The organism is Agarivorans sp. QJM3NY_25 (genome assembly GCF_050870875.2).
Taxonomy (GTDB): Bacteria; Pseudomonadota; Gammaproteobacteria; order Enterobacterales; family Celerinatantimonadaceae; genus Agarivorans.
This window is the reverse complement of the sequence record NZ_CP194041.2, coordinates 3,607,654-3,624,483: the sequence shown is the minus strand read 5'-3', so window position 1 is coordinate 3,624,483 and position 16,830 is coordinate 3,607,654. Positions and strand designations below refer to the sequence as shown.

The 16,830-nt window shown below is 45.2% G+C and carries 18 protein-coding genes and 1 other RNA gene; 13 read left to right on the top strand and 6 right to left on the bottom strand.

Features of this window, described 5'->3' with window-relative positions; all coding sequences use genetic code 11:
* The first annotated feature begins 5 nt into the window (after positions 1 to 5).
* The 4 genes from ACRRSW_RS16620 to ACRRSW_RS16605 all read left to right on the top strand — a co-directional run bounded on the left by ACRRSW_RS16620 (position 6) and on the right by ACRRSW_RS16605 (position 3,300).
* The gene (locus ACRRSW_RS16620) at positions 6 to 260 is read left to right on the top strand and encodes a MafI family immunity protein (RefSeq protein ID WP_432459879.1); all 255 of its coding nucleotides are present in this window, start codon (positions 6 to 8) and stop codon (positions 258 to 260) included.
* A complete protein-coding gene (locus ACRRSW_RS16615) occupies positions 250 to 432 on the top strand; it encodes a hypothetical protein (RefSeq protein WP_432459878.1) in 183 nt (60 codons plus the stop codon). The genes ACRRSW_RS16620 and ACRRSW_RS16615 overlap by 11 nt, the downstream gene beginning before the upstream one ends.
* A 380-nt stretch (positions 433 to 812) precedes the next feature.
* On the top strand, positions 813 to 1,805 hold the full coding sequence (locus ACRRSW_RS16610) for a transposase (protein ID WP_432459877.1): 993 nt from the start codon (positions 813 to 815) through the stop codon (positions 1,803 to 1,805).
* Between the two features lie 502 nt (positions 1,806 to 2,307).
* On the top strand, positions 2,308 to 3,300 hold the full coding sequence (locus ACRRSW_RS16605) for a transposase (RefSeq protein WP_432459876.1): 993 nt from the start codon (positions 2,308 to 2,310) through the stop codon (positions 3,298 to 3,300).
* 405 nt (positions 3,301 to 3,705) lie between these two features.
* Here ACRRSW_RS16605 and ssrA read toward each other — a convergent pair.
* Positions 3,706 to 4,072: a transfer-messenger RNA gene (gene ssrA / locus ACRRSW_RS16600) on the bottom strand.
* Positions 4,073 to 4,158: 86 nt separating this feature from the next.
* Positions 4,159 to 4,644 (bottom strand): SsrA-binding protein SmpB, encoded by a 486-nt coding sequence (gene smpB, locus ACRRSW_RS16595; protein WP_432452145.1) that lies wholly within the window; start codon positions 4,642 to 4,644, stop codon positions 4,159 to 4,161.
* Between the two features lie 101 nt (positions 4,645 to 4,745).
* Between smpB and ACRRSW_RS16590 the strand changes: the two genes are divergently transcribed.
* Together ACRRSW_RS16590 and ACRRSW_RS16585 are read left to right on the top strand one after the other, a co-directional pair.
* The gene (locus tag ACRRSW_RS16590) at positions 4,746 to 5,174 is read left to right on the top strand and encodes an SRPBCC family protein (RefSeq protein WP_432452146.1); all 429 of its coding nucleotides are present in this window, start codon (positions 4,746 to 4,748) and stop codon (positions 5,172 to 5,174) included.
* A gap of 2 nt (positions 5,175 to 5,176) precedes the next feature.
* A complete protein-coding gene (locus ACRRSW_RS16585; RefSeq protein ID WP_432459874.1) occupies positions 5,177 to 5,518 on the top strand; it encodes an RnfH family protein in 342 nt (113 codons plus the stop codon).
* Positions 5,519 to 5,567: 49 nt separating this feature from the next.
* Here ACRRSW_RS16585 and ACRRSW_RS16580 read toward each other — a convergent pair whose 3' ends face one another.
* Together ACRRSW_RS16580 and recN are read right to left on the bottom strand one after the other, a co-directional pair.
* Complete coding sequence (locus ACRRSW_RS16580; RefSeq protein WP_432452148.1) at positions 5,568 to 5,933, bottom strand: outer membrane protein assembly factor BamE; 366 nt, start codon at positions 5,931 to 5,933, stop codon at positions 5,568 to 5,570.
* A gap of 77 nt (positions 5,934 to 6,010) precedes the next feature.
* Positions 6,011 to 7,678, bottom strand: coding sequence for a DNA repair protein RecN (gene recN, locus ACRRSW_RS16575; RefSeq protein ID WP_432459873.1), 1,668 nt, complete (start codon positions 7,676 to 7,678; stop codon positions 6,011 to 6,013).
* A 560-nt stretch (positions 7,679 to 8,238) separates the two neighbouring features.
* Between recN and ACRRSW_RS16570 the strand changes: the two genes are divergently transcribed.
* From ACRRSW_RS16570 to ACRRSW_RS16550, 5 genes are all read left to right on the top strand, one after another.
* The gene (locus ACRRSW_RS16570; RefSeq protein WP_432459872.1) at positions 8,239 to 9,309 is read left to right on the top strand and encodes an extracellular solute-binding protein; all 1,071 of its coding nucleotides are present in this window, start codon (positions 8,239 to 8,241) and stop codon (positions 9,307 to 9,309) included.
* Between the two features lie 57 nt (positions 9,310 to 9,366).
* Entirely contained in the window at positions 9,367 to 10,482 is a 1,116-nt protein-coding gene (locus ACRRSW_RS16565; protein ID WP_432452151.1) for an ABC transporter ATP-binding protein, read from the top strand.
* Complete coding sequence (locus ACRRSW_RS16560) at positions 10,472 to 11,329, top strand: ABC transporter permease (RefSeq protein ID WP_432452152.1); 858 nt, start codon at positions 10,472 to 10,474, stop codon at positions 11,327 to 11,329. The genes ACRRSW_RS16565 and ACRRSW_RS16560 overlap by 11 nt, the downstream gene beginning before the upstream one ends.
* Before the next feature lie 11 nt (positions 11,330 to 11,340).
* Positions 11,341 to 12,195, top strand: a complete 855-nt coding sequence (locus tag ACRRSW_RS16555; protein WP_432452153.1) for an ABC transporter permease — start codon at positions 11,341 to 11,343, stop codon at positions 12,193 to 12,195.
* A gap of 299 nt (positions 12,196 to 12,494) precedes the next feature.
* On the top strand, positions 12,495 to 13,703 hold the full coding sequence (locus ACRRSW_RS16550; RefSeq protein WP_432452154.1) for a multidrug effflux MFS transporter: 1,209 nt from the start codon (positions 12,495 to 12,497) through the stop codon (positions 13,701 to 13,703).
* Between the two features lie 57 nt (positions 13,704 to 13,760).
* Here ACRRSW_RS16550 and ACRRSW_RS16545 read toward each other — a convergent pair whose 3' ends face one another.
* Together ACRRSW_RS16545 and nadK are read right to left on the bottom strand one after the other, a co-directional pair.
* On the bottom strand, positions 13,761 to 14,465 hold the full coding sequence (locus ACRRSW_RS16545; protein ID WP_432452155.1) for a flagellar brake domain-containing protein: 705 nt from the start codon (positions 14,463 to 14,465) through the stop codon (positions 13,761 to 13,763).
* Positions 14,466 to 14,499: 34 nt separating this feature from the next.
* Positions 14,500 to 15,381, bottom strand: coding sequence for an NAD(+) kinase (gene nadK / locus ACRRSW_RS16540; protein WP_432452156.1), 882 nt, complete (start codon positions 15,379 to 15,381; stop codon positions 14,500 to 14,502).
* 153 nt (positions 15,382 to 15,534) lie between these two features.
* Here nadK and grpE point away from each other — a divergent pair, with 153 nt between their 5' ends.
* Together grpE and ACRRSW_RS16530 are read left to right on the top strand one after the other, a co-directional pair.
* The gene (grpE, locus tag ACRRSW_RS16535; RefSeq protein ID WP_432459871.1) at positions 15,535 to 16,164 is read left to right on the top strand and encodes a nucleotide exchange factor GrpE; all 630 of its coding nucleotides are present in this window, start codon (positions 15,535 to 15,537) and stop codon (positions 16,162 to 16,164) included.
* 380 nt (positions 16,165 to 16,544) lie between these two features.
* The gene (locus ACRRSW_RS16530; RefSeq protein WP_432452158.1) at positions 16,545 to 16,802 is read left to right on the top strand and encodes a DUF1289 domain-containing protein; all 258 of its coding nucleotides are present in this window, start codon (positions 16,545 to 16,547) and stop codon (positions 16,800 to 16,802) included.
* Positions 16,803 to 16,830: the final 28 nt, after the last annotated feature.

Sequence of the window (16,830 nt, the reverse complement as noted above, 5' to 3'; positions counted from 1 at the left end):
TTGAAGTGAAAAATATTGACGAACAAATTAGAAATTTGTTGGCTAGTGCTGCTTGTGGTTTATCTGATTCGGATGTGAAAAATGCATCCGAATTTATTGAGCATAATGAGTTTGGTGTAGCGTTCGAGTTGATTTGTGATCAGCTATATGAAAATGAGTCGCAAATTTCTTCTGAGCTAATTGGCGATATAAGTCGTATAGCAAAGTTAATGCAGCTTGATGATAATTCTTGGAGTTTTTTGAAAGAAAATGTCGGATGATTTGCTTAGCTTAGACTTTTATATGTCATTGAAAAATGACGGTGTATCTGCTCAAGATGCTTTGAATATCGCCATTGATCGTGGTTTGGGGGAGCTTTTATTAATACGGATGTTAAGAGGTGTTTATGAACTCTCTTTTGCAGATGCGACCAATTTAGTTCGCCAAGTTTAAACAGATAATTAGCCCCGCACTCGCGGGGCTAATCAAAGATAATAGGACACCATTCTAACTGGCGATAAATCAATTAGTGTTCTACGCTTAGTTTGTCCTCATTGTGCAAGATAAAATAAATAGCATGGACATCCATCCTAACTTTCATTTAAGCCGCTTAACCGAGCGGCTTTTCTTTAACTGCTAAGCTGACTGCTGCTGTTTAATCAGAGGAAATAATCAGAGAAGGAAGATAATAGGACACCAAGGGCTTCCGAATAGCACAGATTACTGCTTGCTCAAAAGGAACTAACGAAGATAATAGGACACCCATTCTAACTGGCGATAAATCAATTAGTGCTCTATGCTTAGTTTGTCCTCATTGTGCGTAGAGTTGCTATATGCCTAAGCCTAGAAAATCACAAGTGAGCTTATCGGATACACCCTACTATCATTGTGTTTCCCGTTGTGTTCGGCGGGCTTTTTTATGTGGCGAAGACAAGGTAAGTGGTAAAAGCTATGAGCATCGCCGCCAGTGGGTCGAGGATTATCTGCTCAAATTGGCGTCGGTGTTCGCGATTGATGTTTGTGCTTATGCTGTCATGAGTAATCATACCCACCTCGTGCTACATGTTAATCAGCCGCAAGCAGAAGCTTGGTTAATGGATGAAGTCTTAGAACGCTGGCATAGCTTGCATCAGGGCACCTTACTGACTCAGATGTATCTCAACCTTGAGTTACGTCCGCAGTTGAGTGAGGTGCAACTACAAGCCATCAGCGCCACCGCCGAAGTGTATCGGACTCGCCTGTATGACTTAAGCTGGTTTATGCGCCATTTAAACGAACACATTGCGCGAGCCGCCAATCAAGAAGACCAATGTACCGGTCGATTTTGGGAAGGGCGCTTTAAATCCCAAGCGCTTTTGGATGAAGCCGCACTCATGGCGTGTATGGCTTACGTAGACCTAAACCCCATCAGAGCCAAGATGGCAAGTACACCAGAGGGCTCTGCTCATACCAGCGTACAACGACGAGCAAAAGCCGCTCAGCTAAAACAAGCCCAGGCAACAAACCTGTTTCCCTTTGTGGGCAATCCAAGAGAGCCGATGCCCCAAGGCTTACCCTTTGAGCTGAAAGACTATCTTGAGTTGGTTGATATGACTGGGCGCATGGTAAGAGAGGATAAACGGGGTGACATCGACAGTGGCGAAAGTTCCATCATCCAACGCTTAGGGATAAATGAAGCGCAGTGGCTGATTTTAAGTAGCGAGTTTGAACGGCACTTTTCTGGCGCAGTCGGTAAAGAGCGCTTGCTCAGGGAATACCATCAGCATATGGGGCATAAACGAACGGCCGGTTTAAGTTGCTGCAAACGTTTGCTAAACCGCGCTTAGGCGCGAGCTTACTTTCGAACTATGTCTGAACCATCAGCTTTGCTGAGGCGTGTATTTCCTCAGAAATCATCAAGATGAGTTATTAATGATGAATTCAGCCACCAATCCGCATGACAACAGCCTCAGAACTAAATAACTGTAGTGGAATTACTTTTACAAACGGTGTTGCTGTCTCCATGGTTATTATTATGGGTGTCCGCTTTGTGTTAGCGCATTGAATAATAAAAAAGATAATAGGACACCCATTCTAACTGGCGATAAATCAATTAGTGCTCTACGCTTAGTTTGTCCTCATTGTGCGTAGAGTTGCTATATGCCTAAGCCTAGAAAATCACAAGTGAGCTTATCGGATACACCCTACTATCATTGTGTTTCCCGTTGTGTTCGGCGGGCTTTTTTATGTGGCGAAGACAAGGAAGATAATAGGACACCCATTCTAACTGGCGATGAATCAATTAGTGCTCTACGCTTAGTTTGTCCTCATTGTGCGTAGAGTTGCTATATGCCTAAGCCTAGAAAATCACAAGTGAGCTTATCGGATACACCCTACTATCATTGTGTTTCCCGTTGTGTTCGGCGGGCTTTTTTATGTGGCGAAGACAAGGTAAGTGGTAAAAGCTATGAGCATCGCCGCCAGTGGGTCGAGGATTATCTGCTCAAATTGGCCTCGGTGTTCGCGATTGATGTTTGTGCTTATGCTGTCATGAGTAATCATACCCACCTCGTGCTACATGTTAATCAGCCGCAAGCAGAAGCTTGGTCAATGGATGAAGTGTTAGCGCGTTGGCATAGCTTGCATCAGGGCACCTTACTGACTCAGATGTATCTCAACCTTGAGTTACGACCGCAGTTAAGTGAGGTGCAACTACAAGCCATTCGCGCCACCGCCGAAGTGTATCGGACTCGCCTGTATGACTTAAGCTGGTTTATGCGCCATTTAAACGAACACATTGCGCGAGCCGCCAATCAAGAAGACCAATGTACCGGTCGATTTTGGGAAGGGCGCTTTAAATCCCAAGCGCTTTTGGATGAAGCCGCCCTCATGGCGTGTATGGCTTACGTAGACCTAAACCCCATCAGAGCCAAGATGGCAAGTACACCAGAGGACTCCGCTCATACCAGCGTACAGCGACGAGCAAAAGCCGCTCAGCTAAAACAAGCCCAGGCAACAAACCTGTTTCCCTTTGTGGGCAATCCAAGAGAGCCGATGCCCCAAGGCTTACCCTTTGAGTTGAAAGACTATCTTGAGTTGGTTGATATGACCGGGCGCATGGTAAGAGAGGATAAACGGGGTGACATCGACAGTGGCGAAAGTTCCATCATCCAACGCTTAGGGATAAATGAAGCGCAGTGGCTGATTTTAAGTCGCGAGTTTGAACGGCACTTTTCTGGCGCAGTCGGTCAAGAAAGCTTGCTCAGACAATACCATCAGCATATGGGGCATAAACGAACGGCCGGTTTAAGTTGCAGCAAACGTTTGCTAAATCGCGCTTAGGCGCGAGCTTACTTTCGAACCACCCTCAATCATCAGCCTTGTTGAGGCGTGCATTGGCTCAGAAATCATCAAAATGAGTCATTAATGATGAATTCAGCCACCAATCCGCATGACAACAGCCTCAGAACTAAATAACTGTAGTGGAATTACTTTTACAAACGGTGTTGCTGTCTCCATGGTTATTATTATGGGTGTCCGCTTTCTGTTCTTTCTCGTAATCCTTATTAGATGGTGATTTGTCGCCCCTCACGCAGGGGCGTGGATTGAAACTGACAATTAAGTACCTTTATATTTCGCCACTTGCAGTCGCCCCTCACGCAGGGGCGTGGATTTACATACTTTGTATTGCTAAGGCGAATTACAGGTACAAAAAAAGACGCCCTAAGACGTCTTTCTTTGTGGTATTGGTGGAGCTGGCGGGTTTCGAACCCGCGTCCAAAACCATTCTAACCAATGGCGCTACATGCTTAGTTTGTCTTTATTCTCGTTAGCAAGCTGCGAACAAACACGCCACTTACTCACATACCAGAATTCTATTTCGCGGTTCGGCTCTCTAGTCAAAGCGTCCCTCGCTATCTTGTTTGGGTTTGAACTTCTATGATTCCCCGTCTTACAAGCGGAAGCTAGGGTAGAAGTGCTCTAGCAGGTTATTAAGCTGCTAGTGCGTAGTTTTCGTCGTTTGCGACTATTTTTTTGCGGCTTTTTACGTGGCAAACCGCCCCACGACATGCTCCACAAGCCTTCCTGATCCTGTCGAATCCAATTCAGCCCCGGAATTTCTAGAACATTCTAACACAAGCCTGATACAAACCGATAGCGGCTTGGGTTTAAATGCTGTTTATTTGTCCAGTTGAGTGTTTATCTAAAGCTGTGTTTCATCACTCGGTCTTTGGTGCGTTGCCATTCGCGATCTTTCTCGTCCTCGCGTTTGTCTTGATCTTTCTTCCCTTTGGCTAAGCCTATCTCTAGTTTGGCCCAAGAGGCTTTCCAGTAGAGCGCCGTGGCAACAATGGTATAACCTTGGCGTTCAACCGCGCCAATCAGTTTATCTAACTCGCGTCGGTTTAGCAGCAGTTTGCGGATCCGGGTTGGGTCGGCAACCACGTGAGTGGAAGCCGATAATAAGGGTTGAACATTTAAACCGGAAACAAAGGCTTCACCGTCGCGAACATATACGTAGCTCTCGGCGATGTTAACCTTACCGGTTCTCATTGATTTAACTTCCCAGCCTTGAAGTTCAATACCCGCTTCGAATTTATCTTCGATACGGTATTCATGGCGCGCTCTTTTATTCAGCGCGATGGTATTTGAACCGGCTTTTGATTTTGATTTATTCTTACTCATAGACCGCTATTATACGCATGCAGCGAGGGTTTAAAACTGATATTGTGCGGTTTAGCCGTGCGAATGCTAAAATGTTGCCAGATTTGAAGAAAGAGTGGGTTATGCCGCAAGTAAACCGTAGTGCCTTGGTGATGTTTAGTGCCAAGCAAATGTACCAATTAGTGAATGATGTTGACGCTTATCCCGAGTTTTTACCGGGGTGCGTGAGTAGTGAAATTATTGAGCAGGGCCCGCTGAGCATGGTGGCTCAGGTTGGGGTGGCCAAGGCTGGTATTAAAAACAGCTTTGTGACGGAAAATACTTTAACTGAAGATCAATCGATTCAGATGAATTTGGTGAATGGACCGTTTAAGTCCTTAACTGGAGTATGGCATTTTGTCGCTTTAGATGAGCAAGCCTGTAAGGTGATGCTGGATTTGAACTTTGAATTTAGCAACAAGTTGATTGCAGCGGCCTTTGGCCGAGTCTTTCAAGAATTGGCCGGCTCGATGGTGCAGGCTTTTGTCGACCGAGCAAAACAGGTGTATTAGTGGTGAGCGAAAAAATTAATATTGAAGTGGTATATGGCTTACCAGCGCGTCAAGTATTACTGGCTCTGAGTGTTGCACAAGGCTGCGATATTTTGGCCGCCATTAAGCAGTCGGGTATTGTGGATCATTTTCCAGAGATTGAGCCCGAGTCGGCTTCGGTTGGTATTTTTAGTCGAGCGGCTAAATTGAATCAAACTTTACGTGATGGCGATAGAATTGAAATCTATCGCCCCTTAATTGCCGATCCTAAAGAGCTTCGTAAAATTAGAGCAGAACGCGCAAAGGCGGCGGGGAGGGCAGATAAAACCACCGGTGGCAGGCCCAAGCTACGCGCTGAAGCTTAAACTAAAAAGCCAGATCGATGATCTGGCTTTTTTATGTGCTTGGGGGCAGTTAGCTGGTTTCGTCTTCGAGAGGCACCATAAAGTCTTTACTAATTTGGTAGTCACCTTCAACCAGCGCTAGGTGGTTATTCACAAACTCAACCACCAAATTTCTTCGTTCGAGTGAGCCATTGCCACTTTTGTAACTGTATAGGTAGTACCAACGTTCTTGGTCGAAAGCATCGACTAACATCGGTGAACCCAATACAAATTGAACCTGCTCCTTGGTCATGTTGACGCGGAGCTGCTCTACTTTGGCGTCGTCGATGTAGTTACCCTGTGGGATATCAACCTTATATACCATCCAATCGAAGGCTGAACAGGCGCTAAGCCCGAGGCTGGCAAGTAGAATAAAAATTTTAGCTGTGAAACGCATTGTTAATCGAAGCTCCTTGTTAAGGAAGGCATCATAACCAAGCCCCGCCCGAAAAAGAAGCGTCTACTACGAAGAATTTAGTCTTCAACCAACAATTCTTGCGCATTTGCCAGTGCAGAAGGGGTAATTGCATCGCCGGCAAGCAGGCGAGCCAATTCTTCGAGACGTTGTTGGCCGTTTAAAGTGAGCATGTTGGTGATGGTTTCATTTTTCTTCTGTTGTTTGCTCACTAACATCTGCTGATGACCATGTCCCGCTACCTGTGGTAAGTGGGTCACACACAATACTTGGCACTGTTGCCCAAGTTTTCGTAGCATGCCGCCCACCACTGCGGCGGTTGGTCCACTAATGCCTACGTCAACTTCATCGAAGATCAGGGTTGGGGTTAAAATACTAGCTGAGCAAATCACTTGAATGGCCAAACCAATACGGGAGAGCTCTCCGCCAGAGGCCACTTTATCAATACTTTGCATCGGCTGACCAGGGTTGGTGGTTACCCGCAACTCGACGCGATCTACGCCATTTGAATTGGTGAACTGGCTGGCATCACTTTGTAGTGCAAATTCACATTGGGCTTTCGCCATACTGAGTTTATGGATTTCTTTGGTGATTAATTTACTGAGACTGCTGGCGGCACGTTCGCGACTTTTCGATAGCTTATTGGCCTTACTTAGATAAATTTGCCATGCCTGCTCAATGTCTTCCGTAAGATGCTCGAAGCGCTGGCTTTGTTGGCTCAGCTGTTCTAACTGTTGCTGTAAATTCAAATGTAGTGCTGGCAGTTGTTCGGCGTTGGTATGGTGTTTTCTGGCCAGCTCCAGGGCTTGGCTGAGTCGCAGTTCTAACTCGGCAAATAACTCTGGGTCGTAGTCTAGCTGTTCGCTGTAATGGCCTAACTGTTGGCTGGCTTCTTCAATCTGAATCTGTGCATCGTGTAACAGGTTGTTGATGTTTTCGAGTTTGGGATCGAGCGCGAGAAGCTGGCTGGTGGTTCTACAGGCTTGGCCTAGCATGTCTAGTACATTAACTTGCTCATCTAAGGCTAGCAGCTGGCTAAGCTGAAAACTACTTTGTTGCAGCTCGGTGCTGTGAGAAAGACGCTGATGTTGTTGTTCTATCGTTTGGTATTCCCCTTCAGCCAGAGAAAACTCGTCTAATTCTTTAACCTGATATTCAAGCAGTTGTTGTTGGGCCAGCAGTTCTTTTTGTTGCTGTTGGGCAAGTTCTTGCTCGTTACAGAGGCCTTTCCAATGCTGGTAAGCTTGTTTCACTTCACTCAGCAATTGCGGATGAGCGGCATACTGATCGACAATCGCCAGTTGTTGGCTGGGTTTAAGCAATAGCTGATGCGCATGTTGCCCATGAATGCTAACGAGGTATTGCCCTAGTTGTTTGAGTTGTGCCAAGGGTACCGCAGTACCATTGATATAGGCTTTAGAGCGACCTTCTTTGGTGACTACTCGGCGTAATATGCAATCATCGTCGCTTAACAGCTCATTTTGCTGCAGCCATAGCCGCGCGGCTTGGTTCTGGCTGATCTCAAATTGCGCACTGACTTCTGCCTTACTGGCACCCTGGCGCACCATGCTCGCTTCCGCTCGGTTACCTAAACACAAGCCTAAGGCATCGATTGCAATTGATTTACCGGCACCAGTTTCACCAGTGATGGTGGTCATGCCTCGGCTTAAATCGAGCTCTAAGAACCGAACAATTGCAAAGTTTTGTACGCTGAGTTGAGTGAGCATTCCTATACCTGTTTATCCATACAGTTGCTGTATAAATATATAGCGGTATTTTTGTGCATGCAAGTGCAAATCGTAAAAAGCTGGTTTACTGGTGCTAAGGATGAGGCAAGGGATATTTTTATACGCTTATGTCGCCGCCCATAAGAGAGAGGATTATTCTGGAGCTAGGTCACTCATTCAATTGATTTAATTATATAAAGTAGCAAATGGCCGATGATTTGGTGGTTACTGGAGGTATTGTATGCAGGTAGCATTGTTAGCTGCTTATTGCCGATATAAGTAGCACAATTCACTACTGGTTAACTTCTGGTCATTGGTTATTCTGTTATCTAGAATTCATATTTTTGTCACAATGGGTGGTTTTTTTGGCCGTTGTTTTGTCAGGTAAGCGCTTGTTTTAAGGCGGCCTGGCTGGCTTTAGCTTGATTTTTATTCATTTTTTAGTTGCTTGCAGCTTCACATTTGTGTCATAAAAGTAGTGCATGTTTATCAAATAGTTGTTGTATCGCTGCTGTATTAGTCGGCAGCCCAATTAACCTTAGAAATACATGGAAGATATTATGTTGAATAAACGTTTTGCAATAAGCAGCTTGTTACTTGGTATGGGAGCCATGGCAAGTGTGCAAGCCAGTGCCGAAACACTTCGTCTACTAACTTGGGGCGGTTATGCGCCTCAAGAGGTGATCGATTTGTTTCAAAAAGAAACTGGTATTGAAGTAAAAGTTACCAAATCAAACAACGAAGATATGATTTCTAAGTTACGCGCAACAGGCGGCTCTGGTTTCGATTTGGCGCAACCTAGTCAAGACCGTATCACTGGTGTGCAACTACAGTTTGGTATTTATCAGCCCATCGATTTAGCCCGAATTGACCAGAAACAAATTATTAGTTCAATGCTCGATGCGACCAAGAAAAATACTGCCGTGGGCGATAAAGTATTTGGTGTTCCGCATGTTTGGGGAACCAGCGGTTTGGTGGTGAACGGTAACATGGCCAAAGATGTAGCTGACTATACCGATTTATGTCAAAGCAAGTATCAGGGCAAAATTTCTTACCGTTTGAAACGTCCTACTTTAATTGCTTTTGCTTTTGCTCTTGGCGAAGATCCTTTTGCGGCTTACGCCGATCCTGCCAAATACCAACAGATCTTGGATAAGGTTGAAGCGAAGCTTGTGGAATGTAAGCCCATCGTGAAAACTTACTGGTCTGGTGGTGATGAGTTGATGAACCTGATGCGTGCCAACGAAGTGGTTGCCGCGATGGCTTGGGATGCAGGCGGTTGGAAGTTAAACCGAGATCAAGCCAATATTCAGTTTGTTGCACCAAAGTCTGGCGCGCTAGGTTGGATTGATACTTTTGCGATTCCACGCAAGTCAAAAGCCGTCGACGCCGCTTATCAATGGATCAATTTTGTGATGCGTCCAGAAATCGCAGCAAAAATTACCGAGTCTGCGGGTAACTTCACCGCCTCGAAAGGCTCCGATGCCTATGTGAACGAAGTGGCTAAAGCACAGTTTAATGCCAGTTTTAGTAGCGATGATATTGATAATATTAAATGGTATCCCGCAGTACCTGCTGGCTTAGAAGCCATGGAAGGCAAGGTGCTGGATCGCGTGCAAGCGGCACAATAAGCACTTATCAATGGGCCGTAAGGCCCTTCTTTTTTTACCTTTGGATGTACTTGTACTATGGCGGGAAACGCTAAATTTGATCTTGAATGTGAACACCTCTCTAAACACTTTTCTGATTTTACCGCAGTAGACGGTTTAAATTTTAATGTTGAAGCTGGGTCTTTCTTTTCTATTTTAGGGCCTTCGGGCTGTGGTAAAACCACCTTGCTAAGGATGCTCGCTGGTTTTGAATTCCCCAGTGAGGGCGAGATCCGTATCCATCAAAAGCGAGTCAATGAGCTGGCGCCCAATAAGCGTCCGGTGAATATGGTGTTTCAGCACTTGGCCTTATTTCCCAACATGAATGTGGCTGAGAACATCGCTTATGGTTTAAAGCGTCGTGGTGTGAAAGCGGCTGAGCGAAGCGAAAAAATTAAAGATGTACTCAGCCGAGTGGGTTTAGACGGTAGCCAACAGAAGCAAATTGCCCAGTTGTCGGGTGGCCAAAAACAACGGATTGCGATCGCCCGTAGTCTGGTCTTAGAGCCGCGTTTATTATTACTTGATGAGCCGCTAGGTGCTTTAGATCTAAAACTTAGAGAGAAGATGAAGGTTGAGCTTAAACACTTACAACGTGAGTTTGGTACCACCTTTATTTACATTACGCATGATCAGTCTGAAGCCTTGGTGATGTCGGATAAAGTAGCGGTGATGAACCGTGGCCGCTTCGAGCAGGTGGCAAGTCCGCAGCAACTTTATTATCAACCGCAGTCAGCCTTTGTGGCTAAGTTTGTTGGACAAACCAATCAACTATCGGCGGTGGTGGTCGAGCAACGGCAAGCGGTGGCGCTATTGAAGACCGCCCGAGGGCGACACTTGATCGTTGAAACCGATGTGCAGCAGCGTCCGCAAACCACCGTAAATGTATTTGTTCGGCCAGAGGCGATTGGTATCGCCAAGGTGGGTGAAGATGTGAAAGCGGATAATCAGTTTGATGTGAAGGTTGAGGAGTGTCTGTTTGATGGCGCCAGCTCGACCTTAATGGTGAGAGACCAGCATCATGATGAGCTTTATCGGGTTTCCCCTGGCGCTGACTTTGCTTTGCAAAATATTGTGGTCGGTAGCCCATTACGTATTTATTGGAATGCATCTCAAGCGCGCTGTATCACGAAAGAGGTGAACGGTGAAAGCTAAAACTCTGGGCTTTTATTTATTAATCTTGCCTTTTCTGCTGTGGTTTGTGCTGTTGATTGTATTGCCACATTTGCAAATGTTAGAGCTATCTTTAATCAAGCGTGATTATAGTGTGGGTGACAGTGTTGGCCTTTATCAGTATCAGCAGTTCTTTTCTGAACCCTTGTATTGGCACACCTTGTTACGCACCGTGTGGATGTCGTTATTGGCCACCTTTATTACCTTAGTGATTAGTTTTCCAGTTGCATTTTTTATCGCAAAAGTGGCTAAGGGACGTAGCAAGCGCTTGTTATTGCTGAGTTGTTTATTGCCATTTTGGGTGAGTGAGTTAGTGCGAACTTATGGCTGGATGATCCTGTTGCGCGAATCTGGAGTGATTAGCCAAGGCTTAATGGCTCTGGGTTTAACCGAGCAGCCAATCGAGTTTTTATACAATGATGTGAGCATGTTGATTGGTTTGGTTTATACCTCCATGCTGTTTATGGTGGTGCCTTTGGTGAGTACGCTGGAAGGCTTAGATCAAAGCTTGATTGAAGCCGGTTATGATTTAGGTGGGAACGGCTGGAACGTGACTCAATCGATTGTGATCCCTTATGCCATGCCTGGCATCGTCTCTGGATGCATTATGGTGTTTATGCTGTGTTTAGGGAATTACTTAACGCCGCGCTTATTGGGCGGAAAAGATAGCCTATGGTTTACCGAGCAAATTTTCACCCAGTTTATTACTCGTTTTAACTGGGAGTTAGGGGCTGCTTTTGGGGTGGTGTTATTGGTGGTTTCTTCTGCGGTGGTCGCCTTGGGGCTGAAACTGAGTGGCCAATCATTCAGTAAGACGCTGGGGCGTTAAAGGACTTTAGTATGTTGCATCAGTTACGCGGGCCAGCCAACACGGTTTACCGTTTCTATATGGTTGGATTTTTGGTTTTTTTGGCTTTGCCTTTGAGCATTGTTGGTTTATTTGCTTTTAACGATAGCTTGTATGCGTCTTTGCCTTGGCAGGGATTCACCCTCGATTGGTTTATCGGTCAGCAGCAACCCAAACTGGGGATATTTTACGATCAGCCTTTGCTGTCTAGTATTGGCGTAAGCGCCATGATCGCCTGTTTGGTTACGGTTTTTTCGTTATTGCTATCTACGGCCAATGCTTGGCTATTTGTACGTTTCGATTTTCCGGGTAAAAACTGGTTATATATTGGTTTGTTATTGCCCTTGGTCATCCCTGGAGTCATTTTGGGGGTTGCAATATTGGTGGCCAGTAGCCGGCTGGCCAATGGTTTGGAAGAGTATTTTTTATGGGAATGGGAGTGGTTGCGACCGGGATTTAGTTTAGTGGTTATTGGCCAGGTGGCTTTTATTACGACGATTTCAACGCTGATTATTTTGGCGCGTTTACGTAAGTTTGATTTTAGTTTTGAGGAAGCTGCACTCAATTTGGGCGCCAGTCGTTGGGTTGCTTTTTTTACTGTGGTACTGCCTTTTTTAAGCCCTGCATTAGTGGGTGCCGCAGTGGTTAGTTTTTTGATGTCATTTGAAAACTTTAATACCACTTTGATGTTAGTGGGATCGGATGCGCCACTGACCATTGCGATGTACGACCGTTTAAGAGAAGGCTCAACACCGGTACTGAATGCAGTGTCGTTGTTACTGATGCTTAGCTCAGCGGTAGTGGCTTTGCTCTCGATGTTATTGAGTCATGGCAAGTCTGAAGATTAGTACTCAGGCTGAACTATAATACACAGAGTCTGGACTATTTCTCGCCTTGGGTTTTAACGGGTTTATTTTGATGATTGCTCTGCCGAGGCTTTGCTTTTGCTTGAGGCTTTGCTGTTGAGTTTACTCGTTAGCTGTTGGCTTAATTGTCAGCGTTCAGGCTGAGCTTTTCATGCACAGCTAAGAGCTGCTTGATTGGCTTATTTTTCGCGCAACTAAGCGGATTATTGTTATTGCTTATCGCAATTGTTGTTCAGCTCATGTTATAAGTTGAGTTGGATCACATTTTTAAAGGGGCTATTGTGGGCACGACTCCGGCACACTCAAAAGGGTTTATTGTTCTGTTGGCATTAATGATGTCGTTGGTTGCCTTGGCTGTCGATGCCATGTTGCCAGCCTTAGTGACAATTGCCGAAGACTTCAATCTCAGCCCTGCAACTCAAGTGCAGTGGACCATTACCGGGTTATTTGTTGGCTTGTCTATTGGCCAATTAATTTATGGCCCTTGGTCGGATGCGGTGGGCCGTAAGCGCCCTATTTATTTAGGCTTTGGTTTGTTTATCTTGGGGAGTATTTTGTGCATTGTGGCCGATTCATTTGTTTGGTTCATCGCTGGACGGGTGCTACAAGGCATGGGGGCTGCGGCACCAAGGGTGATCACCATGGCTTTGGTGAGGGATCAGCTTAAAGGCGCGGCGATGGCGCGCGTGATGTCGGTGGTATTTTCGGTATTTATTGTGGTTCCTATTATTGCGCCGGCACTTGGTCAGTTAGTGATGAGCATTGCTCATTGGCGTTGGATTTTTGGCGTCTTGCTACTGATGGCGGTTGTGACGGCTCTATGGTTCGGCTTTTTTCAAGAAGAAACTTTAGTGCCAGAAAAGCGTCGACCGCTGACGATTAATAGTTTTGTGGATAGTTTAAAAGTACTGATGAATGAGCGAGCTGCTTTGGCCTATACCTTTGTCTCTGGCTTGATATTTGGGGCATTTATGGGGTACTTGAACAGTGCGCCACTGCTATTTATTCAACTCTACCATCAGGGTAGTAATTTTGCTTTACTGTTTGCGTTGGCCGCTGGCTCGATTGGGGTCGCATCGCTGGTGAATGGTCGTTGGGTGATCCGTATTGGGATGCGTAAAATGATCCACATTGCGTTGTGGTGCCTACTGAGTTTAAGTGTTTTGTTTGTTGGTGTACTCATCAGTACCAATGGCGTCCCGTCGCTCTTTTTATTGATGGTTTATATGATGCCGGCATTCTTTTGTATTGGTATTTTATTTGGTAATTTGAATTCTTTGGCGATGGAGCCTTTAGGGGCTATCGCGGGGATGGGCTCAGCTTTTGTTGCTTTTATATCGACTCTGGTGGGGATCCCAATCGGCAGTTTAATCGGTTTTAGCTTTAATTTTACCTGTTACCCGATTGTACTTGGTTTTTTATTGGTGGCCTTGGTTAGCTTAATTGTAATTCGGTTGTTTGATCATCCGCAGAAAGCCGAAGTCGCTTAGTTTTATTGCGATAGTTTTATTACCATTAGCACTTAAGGATAAAGCCTTGCTTTGCCTTTATATGTCGAGCGCTAGATGCTTGAAAATGTTATCTAGCGCGACTTTCCCTTCGAACTTGATGCCAACGGCGAGATGATTTAAACCATCTCGGCTTTGGCTTTTTACGCTCCCTTCGATCACCACATTATTGTCCATTTGAGTGGGGAAGCGGATATAAACAAAGATGTTTTCTAATAAAAATGGACCGTAACTTTCTGGCCATTCCAGTTTGAAGCGGCAGCCTCCAGCGGACAGATCCAAAATAATCCCTTCAAAATTTAAATCATGTTCTACTTGTTGGTCGCTCACCGAGGAGCGGTGGCTAATTGTGGCTGGGAGGCGAATCGCTACCCGCTGTTGCTTACGTAGGCTGAAATGTTCTATTTCGTTGGGGTATTTTACAAAAATTAGGTGCTTGGGGGATTTGATGATGTCGGTAATTACACTGCGAAAGGCAATACATTGGCCCGCTTCTCCTTCTATAATGGAGCGTACAATGCAGTCCATGCCTTCGACGAGTACATCATTGTGACCCTGTTGCGCATAGCGAGGAATGGCAAACATTAGAAAGTTAGTATCATCGAGACCAAGCAATTTACACTTGATACGCACATTCCCTTGTTTGACAAACTGTACGTCTAAAATGTCGCTAAACTTGAGGTGGCGCATTATCTCAACCACTTGTTGGCGATTCTTCACAATTGGCGTGGCGGTATTTGTCAAATTCTCAAATCCTTTGTAGCTGCTGCTGTTGTTATTAGAAAAGTCGGCTTCCCCAGCCCAATTTAGTTTGCAAAATCTTAAAATAGTCGTAGTTGGTTGGGTGAACTAAGCGCAGCGGATTAGCTTGTTTGCGAATAATGACTTCATCGCCTGGCAACACTGGCAGAGAGATATGGCTGTCACAGCTGATATGCATGTGTTCACTGTTGTCATGTGACAATTTTAATTTTACTTCACTTTCACTGTTCACCACGATGGGGCGTGAACTTAAGGTGTGAGGAAACATCGGAACTAAAGCAATGGCATCTAAATTTGGGGTTAAAATTGGTCCGCCAGCGGAGAGTGAATAGGCGGTTGACCCAGTGGGAGTGGTCACAATAATTCCGTCAGCACGTTGACTTAAGATAAAGTGTTGGTCGATGTAAACTTCAAACTCAAGCATGGTGGCAACTTTGTCGAGGTGTAATACCACTTCATTGACCGCGCTATTACTGCTTTTTACCGTGTTATGTCTAAGCACTTGTGCTTCTAATAGGAAACGTTTCTCGGTAACAAATTGACCATTCAGTACCTGTTGTAAGGGTTGTTCGAAGTTATCTGGATCTAAATCGGTTAGAAAACCAAGGTTGCCACGATTCACGCCAATCACCGCAATGTCGTAGTCGGCCAATACTCGAGCTGCGCCTAACATATTGCCGTCGCCGCCTACCACGATTGCTAGGTCGGCCTGTTCTCCCAAATTGGTAATACTGACTAAAGGTAAGTCACTAATTGCCAGTTGGGCACCGGTAATTTCTTCTACCAGTACTGTAAAAGATTGCTTTTTTAACCACTGATAGAGTGCGGTTAGGGTGTTATTGGCTCCCTCGTGGTGAGGTTTTCCGATCAAACCAATAGTGTTGAAAGATTGAGTCATAACTTGTTGATTTAACGTTGTGTTACTGACGATTATAACGCGGGTAAATCAAACTCAGCTAGTTTTATCGTGACTATCACTTGAAACAACGGCTTTGATCCCCATAATATGCATCAGATTAGTGTTATTTGTGAAGAATTACGGAGACCCTGCATGAGCAGTGAGCAAAACAAACCACAGACTGAAGACGTGCCGCTAGAAAATGACAACGAACAAGTCGTTGATGCCGTTGAGGCAGAACTTGTCGAGCCAGAAAGCGCAGAAGAAAATGAGTCGGCGGCTGAAGAAATTAGTATTGCAGAGTTATTGGAGCGTTTAGCGACAGCAGAGCAGACCGTTGCCGATCAAAAAGACAGCGTTGTGCGAGCCAAAGCCGAAGTAGATAATATTCGTCGTCGTTCCGCTCAGGAAGTGGATAAGGCGCGTAAATTTGCTTTGGAAAAGTTTGCCAATGAATTACTGCCAGTTATCGATAATATGGAGATGGCCCTGCAACATGCCAATCATGAGGATGATGCGCTTGCTGCAATGATTGAGGGGGTTGAATTAACCCTGAAAGCTTTATTGGATGCAGTGAAGAAATTCGGAATCGAAGTAATTTCTCCACAGGATCATACCTTTGATCCTGCGAAACATCAGGCAATGGGCATGCAAGAGGTTGAAGGTGTCGCAGCCAATACTGTGGTTGCGGTATTGCAAAAAGGCTATGAGCTAAATGGTCGCTTGTTACGCCCCGCGATGGTGATGATCTCCAAAGCTGCATCGGTCGATACCAACGCCTAAGCTGGATTTGTTGATGATTGATGAAAGGGACCGAGTATGGTCCCTTTTTTGTGGGCCTTATTGGGTCAGAAAGTTATCTTCATTTTGTACCAATCTAACTCATTATCCGTTGATTCTTGCTGGCCTAAATCAGCGCTAACTGCCTGATGCATCTTGTAATTGGAGCCAATGCTTACTGCACTTTATGGCTGGTTGTCGATAGATTTATTCTGCGCAATAAGTTGAGTATATAATTAATCAGATTGGTATTACCTGCTGCCACGACTTATCTTGAGCCGCATTTTCGATGTTTTTTTGACCTGATCGGGTAAGCTATGCCATGGTTAATAACTAAATAGAAATTGTTCGTATTGTTGGTCGTAGGCGTAGGGCTTCGCTAGATGGAACAGCTTGAGATTTTTGATATCCCCAATCCTTGTCGTGGTATTTGCCAGACCAATAGTCGTGGTTTGTGTTTGGGGTGCTTTCGTAGTCGTCAAGAGCGATTTGCTTGGCAAACTTTGGATAGTTCCCAGCAACAAAACATTTTGCGGTTAAGTAAACAACGTCGGCAGCGTTATATTCGAAAACAACGTCAATTACTTGCTGAGCAGGCAAAACAACAAAGTGGCACCGGTCAAACTGAGTTTCCTTTTTAATTGTGCTTAAACAGTAGCGGTGAACTGC